Annotated in this window: 18 protein-coding genes; 14 read left to right on the top strand and 4 right to left on the bottom strand. The window is 44.0% G+C overall.

Annotated features, from left to right (window positions below; genetic code table 11):
* Positions 1-79: 79 nt before the first annotated feature.
* Positions 80-718: a YchE family NAAT transporter gene (locus tag A1QO_RS04785; RefSeq protein WP_017035826.1), complete on the bottom strand. Its 639-nt coding sequence runs from the start codon at positions 716-718 to the stop codon at positions 80-82.
* A gap of 647 nt (positions 719-1,365) precedes the next feature.
* On the opposite strand from A1QO_RS04785, the gene adhE reads away from it, so the two are divergent.
* Both adhE and A1QO_RS04775 read left to right on the top strand, forming a co-directional pair.
* Complete coding sequence (gene adhE, locus A1QO_RS04780) at positions 1,366-4,026, top strand: bifunctional acetaldehyde-CoA/alcohol dehydrogenase (protein WP_017035827.1); 2,661 nt, start codon at positions 1,366-1,368, stop codon at positions 4,024-4,026.
* Positions 4,027-4,224: 198 nt separating this feature from the next.
* Entirely contained in the window at positions 4,225-4,614 is a 390-nt protein-coding gene (locus A1QO_RS04775; RefSeq protein ID WP_017040295.1) for a glycine zipper family protein, read from the top strand.
* A 115-nt stretch (positions 4,615-4,729) separates the two neighbouring features.
* Here A1QO_RS04775 and A1QO_RS04770 read toward each other — a convergent pair whose 3' ends face one another.
* Together A1QO_RS04770 and rne are read right to left on the bottom strand one after the other, a co-directional pair.
* Entirely contained in the window at positions 4,730-6,289 is a 1,560-nt protein-coding gene (locus A1QO_RS04770) for a SulP family inorganic anion transporter (protein WP_017036969.1), read from the bottom strand.
* A gap of 244 nt (positions 6,290-6,533) precedes the next feature.
* Positions 6,534-9,590 (bottom strand): ribonuclease E, encoded by a 3,057-nt coding sequence (gene rne / locus A1QO_RS04765; protein ID WP_026027036.1) that lies wholly within the window; start codon positions 9,588-9,590, stop codon positions 6,534-6,536.
* Positions 9,591-10,185: 595 nt separating this feature from the next.
* Between rne and rluC the strand changes: the two genes are divergently transcribed.
* A complete protein-coding gene (gene rluC / locus A1QO_RS04760) occupies positions 10,186-11,133 on the top strand; it encodes a 23S rRNA pseudouridine(955/2504/2580) synthase RluC (protein ID WP_017039553.1) in 948 nt (315 codons plus the stop codon).
* A gap of 160 nt (positions 11,134-11,293) precedes the next feature.
* Here rluC and A1QO_RS04755 read toward each other — a convergent pair whose 3' ends face one another.
* Entirely contained in the window at positions 11,294-11,884 is a 591-nt protein-coding gene (locus A1QO_RS04755; protein ID WP_026026470.1) for a Maf family protein, read from the bottom strand.
* 147 nt (positions 11,885-12,031) lie between these two features.
* Between A1QO_RS04755 and yceD the strand changes: the two genes are divergently transcribed.
* The 11 genes from yceD (at position 12,032) to tmk (ending at position 20,884) form a co-directional block, all read left to right on the top strand.
* On the top strand, positions 12,032-12,556 hold the full coding sequence (yceD, locus tag A1QO_RS04750) for a 23S rRNA accumulation protein YceD (protein ID WP_017034059.1): 525 nt from the start codon (positions 12,032-12,034) through the stop codon (positions 12,554-12,556).
* A gap of 33 nt (positions 12,557-12,589) precedes the next feature.
* Complete coding sequence (gene rpmF / locus A1QO_RS04745) at positions 12,590-12,760, top strand: 50S ribosomal protein L32 (RefSeq protein ID WP_004737376.1); 171 nt, start codon at positions 12,590-12,592, stop codon at positions 12,758-12,760.
* A 9-nt stretch (positions 12,761-12,769) separates the two neighbouring features.
* Positions 12,770-13,795: a phosphate acyltransferase PlsX gene (plsX, locus tag A1QO_RS04740; protein ID WP_017034058.1), complete on the top strand. Its 1,026-nt coding sequence runs from the start codon at positions 12,770-12,772 to the stop codon at positions 13,793-13,795.
* Between the two features lie 5 nt (positions 13,796-13,800).
* Positions 13,801-14,751 carry a beta-ketoacyl-ACP synthase III gene (locus tag A1QO_RS04735; protein ID WP_017034057.1) on the top strand — a complete coding sequence of 317 codons (951 nt, stop codon included), beginning with the start codon at positions 13,801-13,803 and terminating at the stop codon, positions 14,749-14,751.
* 97 nt (positions 14,752-14,848) lie between these two features.
* Positions 14,849-15,775, top strand: coding sequence for an ACP S-malonyltransferase (gene fabD / locus A1QO_RS04730; protein WP_017039563.1), 927 nt, complete (start codon positions 14,849-14,851; stop codon positions 15,773-15,775).
* A gap of 43 nt (positions 15,776-15,818) precedes the next feature.
* The gene (gene fabG, locus A1QO_RS04725) at positions 15,819-16,553 is read left to right on the top strand and encodes a 3-oxoacyl-ACP reductase FabG (protein ID WP_026026469.1); all 735 of its coding nucleotides are present in this window, start codon (positions 15,819-15,821) and stop codon (positions 16,551-16,553) included.
* A gap of 234 nt (positions 16,554-16,787) precedes the next feature.
* On the top strand, positions 16,788-17,021 hold the full coding sequence (gene acpP / locus A1QO_RS04720; protein ID WP_005595964.1) for an acyl carrier protein: 234 nt from the start codon (positions 16,788-16,790) through the stop codon (positions 17,019-17,021).
* Positions 17,022-17,112: 91 nt separating this feature from the next.
* Positions 17,113-18,354 carry a beta-ketoacyl-ACP synthase II gene (gene fabF / locus A1QO_RS04715; RefSeq protein ID WP_017040503.1) on the top strand — a complete coding sequence of 414 codons (1,242 nt, stop codon included), beginning with the start codon at positions 17,113-17,115 and terminating at the stop codon, positions 18,352-18,354.
* Positions 18,355-18,435: 81 nt separating this feature from the next.
* Complete coding sequence (pabC, locus tag A1QO_RS04710; protein WP_017040504.1) at positions 18,436-19,239, top strand: aminodeoxychorismate lyase; 804 nt, start codon at positions 18,436-18,438, stop codon at positions 19,237-19,239.
* Positions 19,236-20,252: an endolytic transglycosylase MltG gene (mltG, locus tag A1QO_RS04705; RefSeq protein WP_017034052.1), complete on the top strand. Its 1,017-nt coding sequence runs from the start codon at positions 19,236-19,238 to the stop codon at positions 20,250-20,252. Before pabC ends, mltG begins: the two co-directional genes overlap by 4 nt.
* Positions 20,249-20,884, top strand: coding sequence for a dTMP kinase (tmk, locus tag A1QO_RS04700; protein ID WP_017040505.1), 636 nt, complete (start codon positions 20,249-20,251; stop codon positions 20,882-20,884). Before mltG ends, tmk begins: the two co-directional genes overlap by 4 nt.

Raw genomic sequence — 20,884 nt, 5'->3', positions numbered from 1 at the left:
TAACTACCTATCTAAGCCTCTGCCTTGTCTCAATACCCAACAAGTTGCTGCAAAAATTAGCTTGAAAGATCAACACACCCTAGGCTAATCCGGGAAATAAGTTCCTTAGCCCGTTTGCGATAAACTCTATACCTAAAGCACCTAATATAAGCCCCATAATACGTGTAATCACATTGATACCGGTCTGCCCTAAAAAACGCACGATAAGAGGCGCTGAACGAAATAGCAACCAAGAGCAGCAGCAAAAGATGGCTACGGTAATAATGATGCCCAGCGTATCAAGCGTGCTTGGGTAGCGGGCTCCATAAACAATGGTTGAACTGATCGCACCGGGGCCGGCCATCAGGGGCATGGCCAAGGGGACGACACCAATTTGTTCCTTACTTACATACTCAGACTTTTCTTGTTTATTTTGCTTATCTTCGCCGAGTTTTCCGCTCATCATTGAGAAAGCGATGCTAAGCAGCAGTAGCCCGCCTGCCACTCTAAATGAGTCTAGAGAGATACTAAACATATCCAATAATACTTGGCCTGCTAGCAGTGATACGATCAAAATCATAGCAACAGCAATGTTCGCTGTTCGTGCGGTTTTGTTTTTTTCTTCCGGTGTCATATGCCCCGTCAACGAAACAAAAATGGGCATGATTCCAACGGGATTCACCGCAGCAACCAATCCTAAAAAAAACTGTAAAAAAATGGCGATTTCGAATGAAGTCATAGTTCTAACTCGGCAACCGTAAAATAGGGTGAAATAATTTGCCGCGATTCTAGGGTAAATTGTTTTTTTGTACGAGCGGTAATGTTGTGTTCGAGATGATTTTTTTTTGCTTATTCCATACAAAATAAGTAATCCGATCTCATGGACCGAACAGCGAAAGAGTAGAGATTGAAATCAAAGATAAAGTTAAATCGCGAAGAAAAAAATTGAGTGCATTCCCACATTTATGACAAAAATCTCTATCATTTATGCCACATTTATCTCAAAAACGTTTAAGCTCGTAGCACGTAAAAAGTGACACTAAATGTACTTTATTATAGAAATATGTAACTTTTTTACAGCTTTGTGAAAGTTATTTAGTTTTATTTATCTGACTGCGTGATTTTTAATCACTGATTTTATGGCTTTTAATCATTTGTTTTCAGTGTCTTATGTTTTTTTCGGTGTTTTAACTGCTACTTTGTAGGTAATTGCCTTTTGAGAACTGATCTGAGTCAATTTTTTTCATGGCCTGAAATATTATACTCAGCCCTGAAAGCAATTTACTAAGCCTGTGCAATTGGATTGCTTCTTGACAGTAGTTTTAAGCATCTCGGCGCAATCTTAATAAAAAGTTTTTAACATTTATTTATTTTAGGAGATCCACTATGCCTGTATCGAACTTGGCTGAACTAGACGCTCTAGTAGCTCGTGTAAAAGCGGCGCAACAAGAATTTGCGAACTTTCCACAAGAGAAGGTTGATGAAATCTTCCGTGCAGCATCTCTAGCAGCTTCAACAGCTCGTATCGAACTAGCTAAAATGGCGGCAACTGAATCTGGCATGGGTATCATGGAAGATAAAGTTATCAAAAACCACTTTGCTTCTGAGTTTATCTACAATAAATATAAAGATGAACTAACGTGTGGCATCATCGACCGTAACGATGAAGGTGGTACGATTACTATCGCTGAACCACTAGGTATTGTTTGTGCGATCGTTCCAACGACCAACCCAACTTCAACCGCTATCTTTAAAGCACTAATCTGTCTTAAAACACGTAATGGTTGTATCTTCTCTCCACACCCACGCGCTAAGAATGCCACTAACTACGCAGCTAAAATCGTATTAGACGCAGCAATTAAAGCGGGTGCACCAAAAGACATTATTGGTTGGATTGACGTACCTTCAGTTGAATTGTCTAACACACTGATGAAACATGACGACATCAACATGATCCTTGCAACTGGTGGTCCAGGCATGGTGAAAGCGGCTTACTCTTCAGGTAAACCTGCTATCGGTGTTGGCGCAGGTAACACGCCTGTAGTTATTGATGAAACTGCAGATATCAAACGTGCTGTATCTTCTATCTTAATGTCTAAAACATTCGATAACGGCGTTATTTGTGCTTCTGAGCAAGCGGCGATTGTTGTTGAATCTATCTACGACGAAGTTAAAGCTCGTTTTGCAAAATACGGCGCAGTTGTGCTAAACACGGCAGATGCAGAGAAAGTACGTAAAGTATTGCTTATCGATGGCGCACTGAACGCGAAAATCGTAGGTCAGCCAGCATACAAGATTGCTGAGCTAGCAGGCGTTAAAGTACCAACGTCAACTAAAATTCTTATCGGTGAAGGCTTAGAAGCTTCATGGGATGACGAATTTGCTCATGAAAAACTATCTCCAACATTAGGCCTATTCAAAGCGAAAGACTTTGAAGATGCTGTACGTCAAGCAGGTATCGTATTAGACATCGGTGGTGTTGGCCATACTTCAGTACTTTACACTGACCAAGACAACAACGAAGATCGTATTGCGTACTTCGGTGACAAAATGAAGACTGCACGTATTCTTGTGAATACGCCTTCATCTCAAGGTGGTATCGGTGACCTTTACAACTTCGAATTGGCTCCTTCATTGACACTAGGCTGTGGTTCTTGGGGTGGTAACGCTATCTCTGAAAACGTAGGTCCTAAGCACCTTATCAACAAGAAAATTGTAGCTAAGCGAGCAGAAAATATGTTGTGGCACAAACTACCAAAATCTATCTACTTCCGTCGCGGCTGTCTACCAATCGCAATGACTGACCTTGAAGGTAAAAAACGTGCACTCATCGTTACTGACCGTTTCTTATTTAACAACGGTTACATTGATGATCTACGTGCCATCCTAAAAGAAAAAGGCATGGAAGTTGAAGTATTCCATGAAGTAGAAGCGGATCCAACATTGGCGGTAGTTAAAGCTGGTGCTGAAGCATGTGCAAGTTACCAGCCTGATGTTATCTTAGCGGTTGGTGGTGGTTCACCAATGGATGCTGCGAAAATTATGTGGGTAATGTACGAGCACCCAGAAACAGATTTCGAAGATCTATCTATGCGCTTTATGGATATCCGTAAACGTATTTACAAGTTCCCTAAAATGGGTGCAAAAGCAGAACTAGTATGTATCACAACAACTTCTGGTACAGGCTCTGAAGTGACACCATTCGCTGTTGTAACTGACGAAAAAACAGGTCAAAAATACCCATTAGCAGATTACGAACTAACGCCCAATATGGCTGTTGTTGATGCTAACCTTGTAATGGATATGCCTAAGTCTCTATGTGCATTCGGTGGTTACGATGCCGTTACACACGCATTAGAAGCTTATGTTTCAGTTCTAGCAAACGAATACTCAGATGGTCACGCTCTGCAAGCACTTAAGATGCTTAAAGAGTACTTGCCAAGCTCTTACGCTAACGGTAAGAAAGATCCAATTGCCCGTGAAAAAGTGCACAATGCAGCAACTATCGCTGGTATGTCTTTTGCTCAGTCTTTCCTAGGTGTGTGTCACTCAATGGCGCATAAATTAGGTGCTGAATTCCACATTCCACACGGTCTTGCGAACGCATTGTTAATCTCGAACACTGTTCGTTACAATGCGACTAACAACCCAACGAAACAAGCTGCGTTCTCTCAGTACGACCGTCCTAAAGCACGTGCTCGTTACGCTGAAGTTGCAGAGCATTTAGGTTTCCGTGAAGGTAATACTGAAACTAAAGTTAATGCGCTGCTTAACTGGTTAGAAGAGCTTAAAATTGCAATGGATATTCCACTGTCAATCCAAGCTGCTGGCGTTAACGAAGCGGAGTTCATGGCGAAAGTGGATTCAATTGCTGAAGATGCGTTTGATGACCAATGTACAGGTGCTAACCCACGTTACCCATTGATCAATGAGTTGAAAGAAGTATTAATCGCTTCTTACTACGGTAAAGCATTTGTTGAAGGTGAAGCAGCCGAAGAAACAGCAGCAAGCAAGAAAAAAGCTGACAAACCAGCTAAAAAGAAGTAAGACTTCTGACGTTGTAAGATGTTTCGCTAGCACGAAATGTTGATGATCAAACCCCGACCTTTTGGTTGGGGTTTTTTTATGGATTTTAACTAGTTCGGTTGGCAAGTGACTTTTTGGAATAAGGGATATTCCTAGTTGTTCTCGCTCAGTCTTTATACACTTTGGCCTATCTCCCTAAACGATCAATAGGAACTGGCAATGAAACGCGTAGGCTTACTTTCACTTTCTCTAATACTTTCTGTAAACGTTCATGCGAAACTTATCATCGATAAAAACGGCGTTGATGAGAAAGACTATATTTATGATAAGCATCAATGTGAAGAGCTGTCTAATCAAGTCAATAAAGACACTCGCTCTCGTGGTGCGGTTGGTGGCGCTTTGAAAGGTGCGGCAATCGGGTCAGCCGGTGTTGCTATTGCGGGAGGCTCTGGCAGTGAGGGTGCTAAGAAAGGTGCTGCGGTAGGCCTAGGCGCTGGAGTTATTGGTGGAAGCCGAGACCGTCGTCAGAATCAAGCCGACTACGAACAGAATCAGCAGACGGTAATGAGAAATTGCATGACGAACCGTGGTTACACTGTTCTTAATTGATGATGAGTGGGTAAAGCAAACTAGTGTTTTTAACGACTATCATGGTGTTTAGGATAGAAAAAGGGTTTGCCGTTGTTTGGCAAACCCTTTTGTTTTTCCACTAAGCATTTAAATATTAGCCAGCTAAAACGTCCGTTGCTACTTTATAGCTAGGATCTTCTTTAACGTTAATTTCAACTAAACTACCTGCTTTGTGAAGAAGCGCGCGACAATCTGGGCTCAAGTGACGTAAGTGTAATGTCTTTCCAAGCGTCGAATATCGAACTGCTAGTGTTTCTATCGCTTCGATTGCTGAATGGTCTGCTACGCGTGAACTCGCAAAGTCGACGATAACATCGTCAGGATCATTTTTAAAATCAAACAGTTCAAGGAAGTTAGCCGCAGAACCAAAGAAAATTGGACCGTTGATATGATATACCTTTGAGCCTTCATCGTTGAGTTTACTGCTCGCGTAAATATGCTTTGCATGCTCCCAAGCGAACATTAAAGCAGAAACCACAACACCTACGGCGACGGCAACCGCAAGGTCGGTAAGAACCGTCACAACCGTAACAAGGACGATAACAAAGAAGTCTTGTTTAGGAACGCGTCGTGCAAGCTTAAATGTAGCCCACTCAAACGTGCCAATAACGACCATGAACATAACGCCGACGAGTGCTGCAAGTGGAATCATTTCAATCAAAGCAGAACCAAACAAGATAAACGCCAGCAGCGCAACGGCCGCTACGATTCCGGAAAGTCGCCCACGACCACCAGAATTAACGTTAATCATAGATTGTCCAATCATCGCACAACCACCCATTGCGCCGAATACCGAACACGTGACATTTGCCATGCCTTGCCCAACACACTCACGGTTAGATTGACCACGTGTATTGGTCATTTCATCTAGAACCGTTAGCGTAAGCAATGATTCAATTAAGCCAATGGCGGCAAGAATGATGGCATAAGGCAAGATGATTTGAAGTGTTTCGAATGTAAATGGTACCGCTGGAATCGAGAACGTTGGTAAAGAGCCGGCCAATGTGGCATTCGCATCACCAGACATAGTACGTAGGAAATCGACTACAGTGTTGGTGTCTAGGTTCAGCATTGATACTAGGACAGTGACAGTCACGATCGCGACCAGAGAAGATGGCACCGCCGTGGTCAGTTTAGGCAGAAAATGAATAATAGCCATGGTTAGTGCAACAAGTCCTAACATAAGCAACATTTCACCTTGAGGTAGCCAGGTTAGTGCACCGGAAGCATCGGGTGTTTTAAATTGTCCAAGCTGAGCAAGGAAAATAACAATCGCAAGGCCATTAACAAAACCAATCATAACGGGATGGGGAACCATGCGAATAAATTTGCCTAGCTTAAAGAGTCCTGCCGATATCTGAAATATACCCGCAAGCATGATGGCGGCGAATAAGTATTGGACACCATGAGTTGCCACTAGGCTGACCATAACAACAGCCATTGCGCCTGTTGCACCGGAAATCATTCCAGGTCGTCCACCAAAAATAGAAGTAATAAGGCCAACGATAAATGCCGCGTATAAACCAACCATAGGGTCGACACCCGCGACAAAGGCAAAAGCTACGGCTTCTGGTACCAGTGCAAGTGCAACAGTAAGCCCGGATAGGACATCATTTTTTACAGAGTGTTTAGAAAACTGTGGAAATTCAAACATGTTAACTCAGTATTTTTGCTTGTGGGTTTATCCTTAAACAACACTTCGTTACAAATAGAGCAAAATCAGAGATAGACAAACATTCTATTTTGAGTGCGGATAAGTATGAATCGGCGCATGCTACCGAAAAGTGTGATTAAGTTCAATGATTAACCTAGTATAGATTAACTTGACTTATGTCTTGTTCAATATTGAAAAAAAAGGCTGCTAAGAGTTAGCAGCCTTTTTTACGTTTTAAAAGGTATTAGAAGCCTTGAGGTTTCGTCATTCCTGAGCCCGCTTGGCTACGTGCAACTTGGCTGCCAGCGCCTTTTGCTTGGTAGCGTTCGGTTTTTAGAGGCATAGAAACCACTTCAATCTCTTTAATTTCTTGAGGCCCTGGAGCCTTAGTCATTGCTGAGGTAGCGTGTGCTTTAACACGACCGGTTTTTCCTACAACAGGCTGAACTTGAGTCACAGTTTCAGTAGTAACTGCGACTTCTTCGTTGACTGTTGTTTCTTCAAGCTTGGTTTCTTCGAACTTAGCTTCTTCGGGTTTGGTTTCTTCGAGTTTAGGCGAATCGACACTGGCTTCTTGTGGAGTAGCTATTGTTTCGACTTTCTCAACTGGCGCAACAGTTTCGGCATTAACAGGCGGCTCAGTTTTAGTTTCAGGGGCAACGTTTGCTTCAACCACTTTGGCTGCCACTTCTTTAACTTCCGCTACTACTGGTGCTTCAAGTTTCACCGGCGCTTCAACTTTGACATCGGTATTCGCTTTCGCCGTTGAGCATAGGATGATTTTACCCATCGCCATTTCAGGCATTGCAAAACCAGACAGTTTAATTGCGGAGGTTTCCACCACAGGTTCAACAGGTTGAGCTTGCGACTGACGCTTAGGCTTGGCTAAATCATAGCGAGGCATCACTTTACCCATTGCCATCTCAGGAGAAGCAACACCACCTTTGCGAAGGCGGAATGGGTTAGGGCGACGATCACGTCCACGACGTCGGCGTTGACCGCTTGCTCGTAAATGACGAGGCGATCGACGGTTACGACGTTGTTTAGGTTGCTCTTCTTGTGTTGCGTCATTCACTTCAACATTGGCTTCTACCGCTTCAGCGACCGCAACAGCGGTTACGACTTCTGCAGCTTTAGCATCATCAACAGGTTGAGGTTTATTCTGACTATTTACTCGAATCTGTTTCTTTAGCGGACGGCGTTGACGACGTTCTTTCGTCTTCGGCGCTTTTGCTTCAGGGGCAGAGTCTTGCTTGGTACTTTGAGCATCTGCAGCGATTTGCTGGCCTTGTTCTAACACTTTCGATGTTTTTGCATCGTCACGGTTAGGTCGACGGTCCTGCTTAGGCTTACGATTATTAGGCTTACGTTCTTGTCTCGCCTTTTCATCATTTTCGGTCGCTGGGGCTTGCTCATCTCGCACAGGCTTACGCTTATTGCGGTCACCACGATTATCACGATTATTGCGACGACGTTGATCGTTGCGATTACGACGTTGGCGAGGATGACGCTGCTCTTCTGTCGACTTTTCTTCTTTGACTTCTTCTTTAACTTCTTCTGAAGGGCCAGAGAAAAATTCACCTAGTGCTTTAAATAGACGAGAGATAAGGCCAGGTTGAGCCTCTTCTTTTGCTGGTTCTTTCTTTGCTTCAACAGCCTTAGGCGCTGGTGCCGGAGTAGGTGCTGATTGAGCAGGAGCAGCGAAGCCTTTTAGAGCTGGCTCTTCAACCTTTCTCAGTTTAACTTCTTGCTCTACAGGTTCTTTGCTCTCTGCTTCTTTTAGAGCATCTAGCTTTTGAGGCAGTAAGTAAGACAGTAAATCAAACTCTTCGCCTTCACGGATACGAATCACCTCAAAGTGTGGCGTTTCCATATCAGAGTTAGGGACAACAGTGATCTTAACTTCTTGGTTTTTCTCGATGTGGTTGACTGAGCGACGTTTTTCGTTCAGCAGGTAAGAAGCAATTGGAACAGGCACAACAGCAAGTACTTGCGCTGTGTTATCTTTCAGAGCTTCTTCTTCAATCAAACGTAGAACAGATAGTGCTAGCGATTCGTTATCACGAACAACACCAGTACCTGTACAGCGAGGACAAATGTGGTGGCTTGCTTCCGCTAGTGATGGGCTCAAACGTTGACGAGACATCTCTAGAAGACCAAAGCGAGAGATGCGACCGATTTGGATACGAGCTCTGTCAAGGCGCACGGCATCACGCAAACGATTCTCAACTTCACGCTGGTTACGAACGGGTGTCATATCGATGAAATCGATAACAACAAGACCACCTAAGTCACGTAGACGTAATTGACGAGCAATTTCATCGGCCGCTTCAAGGTTTGTGTTTAGAGCGGTTTCTTCAATGTCTCCACCTTTCGTAGCGCGAGCGGAGTTAATATCGATAGAGGTAAGTGCTTCTGTTGGGTCAATAACGATTGAACCACCAGAAGGAAGACGTACTTCACGTTGGAAGGCCGATTCTATTTGGCTCTCAATTTGATAGTGGCTAAATAGTGGCACTTCACCGTCGTACTTTTTAATACGGCTAGCAAAGTCTGGTCGAACTAAGCGAATATGCTCAAGGGCGCGCTCATAGATAGTGTTACTATCGATAAGAATCTCGCCAATGTCACGACGCAAGTAGTCACGAATCGCACGTACAATAACGTTACTTTCTTGGTGAATAAGGAAAGGTGCAGAGTTACTGTCTGAAGCCTGTTTAATTGCGCCCCAGTGGTTGAGTAATACGTTAAGATCCCACTCAAGCTCTTCAGCGCTTTTACCTACACCTGCAGTACGAACAATCAGCCCCATACCTTGTGGAAGTTCAAGTGTGCTTAGTGCGGCTTTAAGTTGAGTTCTTTCATCGCCTTCGATTCGGCGTGAAATACCACCAGCACGAGGGTTATTAGGCATTAAAACAAGGTAGCTACCGGCAAGTGAAACAAAAGTCGTTAATGCAGCCCCTTTGCTGCCACGCTCTTCTTTTTCAACTTGAACAATGACTTCTTGCCCTTCTCTCAATACTTCTTTGATGCTTGGTCGACCTTGGTAGGTGTAACCTTGGGGGAAGTACTCACGAGCAATTTCTTTAAGAGGAAGGAATCCGTGTCTATCAGCACCGTAGTCAACAAAAGCAGCTTCTAAACTTGGTTCAACACGGGTAATACGGCCTTTATAGATATTTGCTTTCTTTGATTCGTGTCCTGGGCTTTCGATATCCAAATCGAAAAGTCGCTGTCCATCGACCAAAGCAACACGCAACTCTTCTTTTTGAGTTGCGTTTATTAACATTCTTTTCATTTAATAATCTCGTTATCTTTTTTTATATTGATTGTGCTTATTGCTTTAGTTCGTTTTCACGGTGCCAGATCCCATGGCTAAAAGTGCAGCCTCCCGGCTGGAGGGGATGCTCTAAGGGCACGTCAGTTGTCACAAGCGAACAAGCTTGTGACCCGCGATTTGCGGAGAATACTCAACATGAAAATACGACGAGTAGGGCAATAAGTTGACTTAGTTCAATAGAGTCTTACGCCAAGTGCGGCACTACGGGACAAAGTAATCTACTCAGTTAACTGTGCGATATCGCGCTTGATTTTGTTTAAATAATCATCAAAGCGTTAATAGCAGCAGTGAACTATAGCAGCGCAAAGAAATCACAGCAATCTGCTTTGTTATAAACAGGTGAAAAAAAACCAGAGTAATGGCTGGTGATATTAAATAATCGATTGTTTTACTGTGCTTTTTCTCATTTAATCTAAGCAATAGTAAAGGGCAGTTTGTTTTTTATCCACAGCAGTAAGGGCGTGGGTTAATGAGTGATGTTTGTGAGTTGGGTGTGCTTTAAATGAAGCAAGAAAATATGAAATATAGCGCGTTTGAGTGATACAATAGCGAAATGAGTGAAATTAGAACTAAAGTCCAGTTTGTCGATATCGATGAAGACATGGCGGGTCAGCGTATAGATAACTTCTTACGTAACCAATTGAAAAACCTCCCCAAAAGCATGGTTTACCGAATTGTGCGAAAGGGAGAGGTACGAGTAAATAAAAAACGCGTTAAAGTTGAGTATAAATTGCAGGCTGGGGACATTGTTCGTATTCCTCCTGTCACCATTGAAGAGAAAACCGACGAGCCGGTTATTAGTACCAAGCTTAACAAGGTGGCTCAACTTGAAAGTAATATCATTTATGAAGATGAGCATCTGTTGGTTTTAAATAAACCATCAGGCTTGGCGGTACACGGAGGAAGCGGTTTAAAGTTTGGTGCGATTGAAGCATTAAGGGCGCTGAGACCAACAGCTCGTTTCTTAGAGTTGGTTCACCGTATCGATCGGGACACGTCGGGTATTTTACTGGTTGCGAAAAAGCGATCGGCGTTACGTCATCTTCAGGCACAGTTTCGAGAAAAGACGGTCAAGAAATTTTATTTCGCGTTGGTTATGGGCCAATGGAAATCAACTTGTCGTGTCATTAATGCACCTTTGTTGAAAAATGAAGTGAATAGCATTGTGCGAGTGAACCCGACAGGTAAAGCATCGGAAACTCGCTTTAAAGTACTTGAAAAATTCGATGATGCGACGTTAATACAAGCGAGCCCAGTGACAGGGCGCACACATCAGATTCGAGTGCATACTCAGTACGCTGGCCATCCAATTGCATGGGATGACAGATACGGTGATCGTCGTTTTGATGCCTACACCGGGAATTGTGGATTGGATCGATTATTCCTGCATGCAGCAAACATTAAATTTATCCATCCATCGACGGAAGAGCTGGTCGACATTAGTGCTCCAATGGAAGCGAAGCTAGAACGTGTGATTCAGTCGTTAAAAAACAGCAAGTAATCTTAAGTAGGCTGCTAATGTGTTTTTATTTCTCATTAGCAGCGCTTACATTGAGCGATACAGGTAACTTTAGGTTAGCGAACATACTGGCAGGGTAATCATATTGATCCTTGACCAGTACATCGATAATGGGTTGAACCATTAACCGTTGGCTAAAGAATCAAGAACTGGCTAAGACCTCAAAACCTTCGGATTTCAGCATGGTGATCAATTCGATTAAGGGTAATCCGATAAGCGCATTGGGATCCTTTCCTTCTAATCGTTCAAACAGTGCAATACCTAACCCTTCGCATTTGAAGCTGCCTGCGCAATAAAATGGCTGCTCTTTATCAACATAGTTTTCAATTTCCGCACGATTTAGTTGTCGAAAATGGACATGGAACTCATCAACAATGGTTTGGCTAGATTGGGTAACCGAGTTGTAAAGTGAGAGACCAGTGTAGAAGGTGATGACCTTGCCACTTTGAGCCGTCAATTGCTGGATGGCGGTTTCTCGGTTCAAAGGTTTACCCACAATCTTTCCGTCGATAACACAAACCTGATCGCTGCCTATAATTAGGCTTGGGCTCTCAGTTAGGCAAGAGGTGGCCTTTTTTTGCGCAAGCCGACTCACGAGCTGTTGAGGCGTTTCATTGTGTAGGGGAGTTTCATCACAATCGGGCTTGGCTGTCGTGAATGAAATTGAAAGCTTGTTGAGGAGTTCCTGCCTGTATGGGGAAGTTGAGGCTAAAATTAGTTGGTAATTATGCATTTTTAGATACAATGTGTGGGTTAGAGATAACAGCATAACGTAATCCAAGCTGTTGTTAATAATTCTCTCTATTGAAAGGTAAAAAAGTCCATTTTTTTCACCTTTTTCTTTGACTAAACGTATTTTGGAAGATAAGATTCGCGCCCTATGCAAAAGGTAAAAATACCGCGAACGGTACATCCTGCTAAAACCGCTCAAAAAAGAACAGATTTAGATGGTTACATCCAAGTCAGTCTTTTTAAGCGTTTAGAGGAGACAACCGAAGGCGTTAAACGCGACGCAGAAGTCTCAATGTCATTTGGGCTGGATGAACAGCGACTCGTAGTTATCTCTGGTAAAGCTAACGTCGAAGTCGACCTGGAATGTCAACGCTGTAATGAGGTTTTCACACATCAGTGTGATGTCCAATTCACATATACTCCTTGTAATGAGAAGAGTGAAGAGGAAGCACCGGAAGAGTACGATTTGGTAGATCTGAACGAGTACGGTGAGTTAGACCTAATACAGTTAGTTGAAGATGAGTTCATCTTAAATTTGCCTCAAATAGCAATGCATGATGAAGCGGAATGCAGCGTTAATTCAAATAACTTGGTATTTGGTGAAATTCCTGAAGAAATTGAGGAAGAGAAAAAGCCGAATCCATTCGATGTTTTAAAAAGCTTAAAGCGTTAATTCGTTTTAAACTAAGACAAAGGAGTAGGGTCAATGGCCGTACAAAAGAGCAAAAAATCACGTTCAATGCGTGGCATGCGTCGTTCACACGATGCGCTAACTACAGCTGCACTATCTGTAGACGCAACTTCAGGTGAAACTCACCTACGTCACAACGTGACTGCCGAAGGTTTTTACCGTGGCAAAAAGGTTATCAACAAGTAAGGTTGACCTTTGCAAACTATAACCGTTGCGATTGATGCAATGGGCGGAGACTTCGGTCCCCGTGTTACAGTGCCTGCCGTCGTGCAGGCACTGTCGTATTTCCCAGAGCTGAAAATCCTATTAATAGGTGATCGGACTTCGATCACACATCAATTATCTTTACTTGGTTATGACACCAATGATCGTTTGATCATTGAACATAGTGACCGGGTCATTTCCAATGTCGAAAAACCTTCTCTAGCATTACGTAACAGTTCTGGCACATCCATGCGGATGGCGATTGATGCGGTTGCTGACAATCAAGCCGATGCTTGCCTAAGTGGTGGCAATACTGGCGCTCTTATGGCGCTATCGCGGTTTCGATTGAAGTTACTCCCTGGTATTGAACGTCCAGCATTAATTTCGGCGCTTCCTACCGCTCAAGGCAACAAAACTTGGATGCTAGATTTAGGGGCCAATGTGTCAAGTGATGCTGACTCTCTTTTCCAATTTGCCGTCATGGGCAGTGCCTTAGCAGAGCAGTATTTGGGTCGACCAGCAAGAGTCGCCATCTTGAATATTGGCGCCGAAGAGATTAAAGGGAATGATCTGGTTAAGCGTTGCTCAGAGATGTTATCTCAGACTCAGTCCGTTCATTTTATTGGTTATGTAGAAGGTAACCAATTACTTCATGATGCGGCGGATGTGGTGGTTTGTGATGGGTTTGTCGGTAATGTGTGCCTGAAAGCTTGTGAAGGTACGGCTCAGCTCTTTATTGATAAGCTTAAATCAAGCATGATGAACAGCTCAATAAAAGGTTGGATTGCCAGAAAGTTGTTTTCAGGTTTGTTTGATGAATTAAAAACATTGAACCCCGACCAGTATAATGGCGCAAGTTTGCTAGGATTGCGCGGCATTGTTATTAAAAGTCATGGAAGTGCTGATGTATCCGCCGTCGTCAATGCGATAGGAGAGGCGATACATGAGGTCAAACGACAAGTTCCCAGTCGTATTAGCGATCGTTTAGAAGCGGTTTTACTTGAGAGGCATTATTAGTTTTCATGTATAGCAGAATTTTAGGTACAGGCAGTTACCTGCCATCTCAGGTGCGTACAAACGCAGACTTAGAGAAAATGGTAGAGACCAGCGATGAATGGATCGTTACGCGTACAGGCATCAAAGAGCGTCGCATTGCTGCTGAAGACGAAACCGTTGCTGATATGGCATATCATGCAGCCGTGAACGCGATCGAGATGGCGGGCATTCAAAATGACGATATTGATTTAATCATTGTTGCGACCACCAGTGGCAGCCATGCGTTTCCGTCATCGGCTTGTCAGGTGCAAGGTAAACTTGGGATTAAAGGTTGCCCAGCCTTTGATATTGGTGCCGCTTGCTCGGGATTCGTTTACGCGCTTTCTGTTGCTGATCAGCATATTAAAACCGGTATGTGTAAGAATGTCTTAGTGATTGGAGCCGATGCCTTGTCGAAGACATGTGATCCTACTGATCGTTCAACCATTATTTTATTTGGTGATGCAGCTGGTGCGGTGGTTGTCGGTGCGAGCGAAGAGCCAGGCATTTTATCCACTCATATTTACTCTGATGGTAAATTTGGCGAGCTACTCAGTCTTGGTGTCCCTGAGCGCGGTGGCGATGCTGATAAATGGCTTCACATGGCTGGTAATGAAGTCTTCAAAGTCGCGGTTACTCAGTTATCGAAACTGGTAAAAGACACGCTTGCAGCTAATAACATGAATAAATCTGAATTAGATTGGTTGGTTCCCCATCAAGCGAACTACCGAATTATTTCAGCAACGGCTAAAAAACTCACCATGTCTTTAGATCAGGTAGTCATCACTTTAGATCGACACGGTAACACCTCTGCAGCCACCGTTCCTACGGCACTCGATGAAGCGGTCCGTGATGGACGCATTAAACGTGGTCAGATGTTGCTATTGGAAGCATTTGGTGGCGGATTTACCTGGGGCTCTGCACTGGTTAAGTTTTAACACCTCACACAATTTTAAGTTAAAGGCGCACCTATTTAGGTTGAATAGACTTTCGTGTGTCTTTTCTCTTTCGTCTATTTGTTTAAGGAAAATAACAATGAGCAATTTTGCTATCGTATTTCCCGGTCAAGGGTCACAGGCTCTAGGCATGCTTGCCGAATTAGGTGAGCAGTATGATGTGGTTAAGCAAACATTTGCTGAAGCATCTGAAGTACTGGGCTATGATCTTTGGGCATTAATCCAAGAGGGTCCAGTTGAAGACTTGAACCAGACTTTCCGTACGCAACCCGCTTTATTGGCTGCTTCAGTCTCGATCTGGCGTGTTTGGCAACAGCTTGGTTTAGAGCAGCCACACAATCTAGCCGGACACAGCCTTGGTGAATATTCTGCTTTGGTTTGTGCAGGGGTCATTGACTTTAAGCAAGCGATCAAATTAGTTGAGCTTCGTGGTCAACTAATGCAAGAAGCGGTACCTGCTGGTGTTGGCGCTATGTACGCCATTATTGGTTTAGATGATGAGTCAATTGCTAAAGCGTGTGAAGAAGCAGCGCAAGGCGAAGTGGTTTCTCCTGTTAACTTCAACTCGCCAGGTCAAGTGGTTATTGCTGGCAACAAAGATGCTGTTGCTCGTGCGGGTGCACTTTGTAAAGAAGCTGGCGCTAAACGTGCGCTTCCTTTGCCTGTTTCTGTTCCTTCGCACTGTGCGCTAATGCAGCCTGCCGCTGACAAATTAGCGGTGGCTTTAGAATCTATCGAATTTAACACCCCAACATTGCCCGTTATCAATAACGTTGATGTTATTGCAGAAACGGATCCGGGAAAAATTAAAGCCGCTTTGGTTCGCCAGCTGTATAGCCCTGTTCGTTGGACAGAAGGTGTTCAGCTAATGAATGAACAAGGCGTTGAAAAACTGCTTGAGTTCGGCCCAGGTAAAGTTCTCACGGGTCTCACAAAACGAATCGTTAAAACACTTAGCGCAGCGTCGGTTAATGATGTTGCTTCATTAGAAGCGGCGAAAGCGTAAATCGCTGGCTTTTATTGGCTAAGAACATAAGGAATAACAGATGATGAATTTAGAGGGCAAAATCGCCCTAGTAACGGGTGCGAGCCGTGGTATTGGCCGAGCGATTGCTGAATTATTGGTTGAGCGTGGCGCAACCGTAATCGGTACCGCAACGAGCGAAAACGGCGCAGCAGCGATCAGTGAGTACCTTGGTGAAAATGGTAAAGGTCTTGCACTTAACGTGACTGATGTTGATTCAATCGCAGCGACGTTGAAAACGATTAACGACGAGTTCGGTGTGATCGACATTCTTGTAAACAATGCAGGGATCACGCGCGATAATCTTCTTATGCGCATGAAAGATGATGAATGGAACGACATCATTGATACTAACTTAACGCCGATTTTCCGCATGTCTAAAGCGGTACTTCGCGGCATGATGAAGAAGCGTAACGGCCGTATCGTGAACGTTGGTTCTGTCGTTGGTACAATGGGTAATGCAGGGCAAGCCAACTATGCAGCGGCAAAAGCTGGCGTGATTGGTTTCACTAAGTCAATGGCTCGTGAAGTTGCCTCTCGTGGCATTACCGTTAATACCGTCGCGCCTGGTTTTATCGAAACAGACATGACCAAAGCGCTTAATGATGATCAGCGTGCTGCAACGTTATCAAACGTTCCTGCGGGTCGTTTGGGCGATCCACGTGAAATTGCATCCGCAGTCGCATTTTTAGCATCTCCTGAAGCGGCCTATATCACGGGTGAAACTTTGCATGTTAATGGCGGCATGTATATGGTTTAATACTACAGTTTTGAATATTTAGGTGAGTAAAATTTTATATTTACCCTACAATATTGAAGGCTTGGCTATTTCATAAACAACACTTGTGTATGATTTAAGTCAAAAATGTACTGAATTTCGGTTAAAATCGCTAAAATTGTGGTTTGACCAGCAAGGTCTCTCTTGCAACTTTCAATAGTTTGAATAAACTACGGAATCATCGCATTTAGGCGACATCTGTAAAGGAAAAGAAAAATGAGCAACATCGAAGAACGCGTAAAAAAAATCATCGTTGAACAGCTAGGTGTAGACGAAGCAGAAGTTAAAAACGAAGCTTCTTTTGTTGACGATCTAGGTGCAGATTCTTTAGATACAGTTGAGCTAGTAATGGCGCTGGAAGAAGAATTTGATACTGAGATTCCAGACGACGAAGCTGAGAAAATCACTACTGTTCAAGCTGCAATCGACTACGTAAACAGCGCTCAGTAATATCTCTCCCAGGCGGCTTTCTAGCCGCCTGTGTTTTTTCTAGTATTTCTATACCTTTCATAGAATCACTTCAATCCCGGAGAATAATATCGTGTCCAAGCGTCGTGTTGTTGTCACTGGCATGGGTATGCTGTCACCGGTAGGCAACTCTGTAGAATCTTCATGGAAAGCCCTGCTAGCCGGTCAAAGCGGTATCGTTGATATCGATCATTATGACACTACCAATTTTACTACTCGCTTTGCAGGTTTAGTCAAAGACTTTAACTGCGAAGAGTATATGACTAAAAAAGATGCTCGTAAGATGGATTTATTTATCCAATACGGTGTCTCGGCAGGCATCCAAGCAATGGATGACTCTGGCCTTACCATTACCGAAGACAATGCCCCACGCGTTGGCGTAGCAATTGGATCGGGAATTGGTGGCTTAGATTTGATTGAGAAAGGGCACAATACTCTTATTGAAAAAGGTCCTCGCAAAGTCAGCCCATTTTTTGTTCCATCAACGATCGTAAACATGGTTGCTGGGCACTTATCGATTATGCGCGGTTTACGCGGTCCTAACATTGCTATTTCAACAGCATGTACAACAGGCCTTCACAACATCGGCCATGCCGCTCGTATGATCGCTTATGGTGATGCAGACGCGATGTTAGCCGGCGGATCAGAAAAAGCCTCTACACCACTCGGTATGGCTGGTTTTGGTGCAGCTAAAGCGCTTTCAACTCGTAACGAAGAGCCAGAAAAAGCGTCTCGTCCATGGGATAAAGGCCGTGATGGTTTTGTGCTTGGTGATGGTGCTGGCATGATGGTTCTGGAAGAGTATGAACATGCGAAAGCACGTGGCGCGAAGATTTACGCTGAACTGGTTGGCTTTGGTATGTCGGGTGATGCGTATCACATGACGTCACCAAGTGAAGATGGTTCAGGTGGAGCACTCGCGATGGAAGCCGCAATGCGTGATGCTGGTATCTCTGGTGAGCAGATTGGCTACGTCAATGCCCACGGTACTTCTACTCCAGCGGGTGATGTTGCTGAAATTAAAGGCATCAAACGTGCGCTAGGTGAAGCAGGCTCAAAGCAAGTATTGGTTTCTTCTACTAAATCGATGACTGGACACCTTCTAGGTGCAGCAGGTTCGGTTGAAGCAATTATTACGGCTTTATCTTTGCAAGATCAGATCGTTCCTCCAACGATTAACCTTGACGACCCAGAAGACGATCTAGAGATCGACCTCGTACCACATACTGCTCGTGAAGTGGTCATGGAATACGCTGCGTGTAACTCATTTGGTTTCGGTGGTACTAATGGTTGTTTGATCTTTAAGAAGATCTAGCAAACCGAAAGTCTTAAATTGACTTGTATTGAAACGGCTTGATGCTTAGCATTAAGCCGTTTCTTTTTTTAGGAAGATAGAATGTTTTGGGTAAATGGACTGCCTTGCGACACGATTTCATTGACCGATCGCTCTTTTCAATATGGTGACGGTTGTTTTACTACCATCCTTACTCGCCAAGGTAAGATAAAGCATTGGCAACAGCACCAACAAAGGATGCAGCGTTGCTTGGATCAATTATTCATAGAGCAGCCGAACTGGAAGCAAGTACATAAGTGGTTGGATGAGGCAGCGTTAAAGTCTAGATTAGCGGGCCTTCGACTGAATATTACTCGTGGAACGGGCGGCCGAGGTTATAGCCCCAATGAAGTATCAGCGCCTAATATCGTGATTAGTACATTCAGTTACCCTGAACACTATCAAGATTGGGCCAAGCATGGCATAGAGTTGGGAGTGTGTGCACATCGACTCGGTATTAATCCTGTCCTTGCTGGGCATAAACATAACAATCGTCTAGAGCAAGTGCTGACTAAGCGAGATATGGATGAGCAAGGCTTGGTGGATGGCGTTGTCCTAAATATTCATGATTATGTGATAGAAACCACAATGGCCAATCTATTTTGGGTGACAGGTGAGACGCTATATACTCCGTCATTGGCAAATAGTGGGGTAGCAGGAGTGATGCGGCAGCTTATTATTGAGCGTGCCCAAGAAAGAGGGATTCCTGTCCAGGTTGGCGATTTTACTCAACAGGATCTTGATCGAGCTGACGAGATGTTCATGACTAATTCGATTTGTACCGTCATTCCAGTGATAAAATTGAGAGATAATCTATACCCTATTGGGTTAAAGACCCGAGACTTTCAGGAGATTTTTCGTTCGTGATTAAAAAGCTATTCATTTTATTGTGTATCCTATGCGCTATGGCTACGGGTGCCTTTTTTTACATGACCAGTGAAGTTGATGCCTACCTAGATCAACCACTATCCCTTCGATCTGAACAGATTTTCACCGTTCAATCTGGCAGTAGCTTCAATGGCGTACTGAACCAGTTTGTCAATCAGCAGTGGATAGAAGAAAGTCCGTTTACGCCGTTAGTGCGTCGTTTCTACCCGGAATTGACTCAAATTCGTGCCGGTACATTCCAGTTACTCCCAGAAAAAAGTTTACGTCAGACGCTTGTCTTTTTGACAGAAGGTAAGGAACATCAATTCTCGATTACTTTTGTTGAAGGCACACGCTTTGACGAGTGGCGAACGACGTTGGCCGAAGATAAGAACTTAGAACAGACCATCGTGGATCTCTCAGAAGAAGATATCGCCGCTTTGATAGGCAGTGAACATCAAAAGCTGGAAGGTCTGATGCTTGCTGAAACCTATAACTATACACTCGGAACAACGGATCTTGATATTTTAAAGAGAGCTTATCGCAAGCTTGGGCAAGTATTGGATGAGGAATGGCAACTCAAGCAATCTGGTCTCCCGCTAGAGTCACCCTATGAGGCATTGATTCTCGCGTCAATTATCGAGAAAGAGACCGCGGTGGCGTCAGAGCGTGAGCGCGTCTCCGCGGTTTTCATAAACCGTCTCAACAAGCGAATGCGTCTTCAGACGGATCCGACCGTTATTTACGGAATGGGGGATAGCTACAAGGGAGTGATTGGTAAAAAAGGGTTAAGAACCCCAACGCCATACAATACCTATACTATTTTTGGACTACCGCCCACACCGATCGCAATGGCAGGTCGCGCATCAATAAAAGCGGCTCTAAACCCTGAAGACAGTAACTATTTATACTTTGTAGCGAGTGGAAAAGGTGGTCATGTGTTTTCTAAAAACTTAAAAGACCACAACACAGCCGTTAGGGCCTATTTAAAAGAGATAAGAAGCCAAAAATGAATCAAGCAAAATTTATTGTTGTCGAAGGGCTAGAAGGCGCAGGAAAAAGTACCGCGATCAGTGCGATATTAGAAACCTTGCATCAAGCGGGTATCACTGGTTTAGTTCAGACACGCGAGCCTGGTGGCACCGTACTGGCGGAAAAAATGAGAGCCTTAGTGAAAGAAGAGCATCAAGGTGAAAAGCTCCAAGATATGACCGAGTTACTTCTCATGTACGCAGCTCGAGTGCAGTTAGTGGAAAATGTCATTAAGCCTGCGTTGAATGAGGGTAAGTGGGTGGTAGGTGATCGTCATGACATGTCCTCACAAGCTTATCAGGGGGGAGGGCGACAAATACCATCAGCAACGATGAACGCGTTAAAAGAAACAACCCTGGCAGGCTTCAAGCCGGACTTAACCTTGTATCTGGATCTTGATCCCCGTGTTGGTTTAGAACGAGCGAGAGGTCGGGGCGAGCTCGATAGAATAGAAAAAATGAATATTGAGTTCTTCGACCGAACAAGATCGAAGTACCTAGAAATCGCAAGCTATGATAAAACGGTCTCTGTCATTAATGCCGAACAGAATATAGAGCAAGTTGCCGAAGACATAAAATCGGCACTGATGTTTTGGTTAGAAGAGAATTCATAA

Source organism: Vibrio genomosp. F10 str. ZF-129 (assembly GCF_000287055.2).
Lineage (GTDB): Bacteria > Pseudomonadota > Gammaproteobacteria > Enterobacterales > Vibrionaceae > Vibrio.
The sequence above is the reverse complement of the archived record's forward strand: the minus strand, read 5'-3'. Positions and strand labels throughout refer to the sequence as shown.

Coding starts and splice junctions, on each gene's coding strand:
- acpP (WP_005595964.1), top strand. CDS start 16,788: ATGAGCAACATCGAAGAACGCGTAAAAAAAATCATCGTTGAACAGCTA.
- tmk (WP_017040505.1), top strand. CDS start 20,249: ATGAATCAAGCAAAATTTATTGTTGTCGAAGGGCTAGAAGGCGCAGGA.
- pabC (WP_017040504.1), top strand. CDS start 18,436: ATGTTTTGGGTAAATGGACTGCCTTGCGACACGATTTCATTGACCGAT.
- A1QO_RS04735 (WP_017034057.1), top strand. CDS start 13,801: ATGTATAGCAGAATTTTAGGTACAGGCAGTTACCTGCCATCTCAGGTG.
- fabD (WP_017039563.1), top strand. CDS start 14,849: ATGAGCAATTTTGCTATCGTATTTCCCGGTCAAGGGTCACAGGCTCTA.
- A1QO_RS04755 (WP_026026470.1), bottom strand. CDS start 11,884: ATGCATAATTACCAACTAATTTTAGCCTCAACTTCCCCATACAGGCAG.
- yceD (WP_017034059.1), top strand. CDS start 12,032: ATGCAAAAGGTAAAAATACCGCGAACGGTACATCCTGCTAAAACCGCT.
- A1QO_RS04775 (WP_017040295.1), top strand. CDS start 4,225: ATGAAACGCGTAGGCTTACTTTCACTTTCTCTAATACTTTCTGTAAAC.
- rne (WP_026027036.1), bottom strand. CDS start 9,590: ATGAAAAGAATGTTAATAAACGCAACTCAAAAAGAAGAGTTGCGTGTT.
- rpmF (WP_004737376.1), top strand. CDS start 12,590: ATGGCCGTACAAAAGAGCAAAAAATCACGTTCAATGCGTGGCATGCGT.
- rluC (WP_017039553.1), top strand. CDS start 10,186: ATGAGTGAAATTAGAACTAAAGTCCAGTTTGTCGATATCGATGAAGAC.
- fabG (WP_026026469.1), top strand. CDS start 15,819: ATGAATTTAGAGGGCAAAATCGCCCTAGTAACGGGTGCGAGCCGTGGT.
- A1QO_RS04770 (WP_017036969.1), bottom strand. CDS start 6,289: ATGTTTGAATTTCCACAGTTTTCTAAACACTCTGTAAAAAATGATGTC.
- A1QO_RS04785 (WP_017035826.1), bottom strand. CDS start 718: ATGACTTCATTCGAAATCGCCATTTTTTTACAGTTTTTTTTAGGATTG.
- adhE (WP_017035827.1), top strand. CDS start 1,366: ATGCCTGTATCGAACTTGGCTGAACTAGACGCTCTAGTAGCTCGTGTA.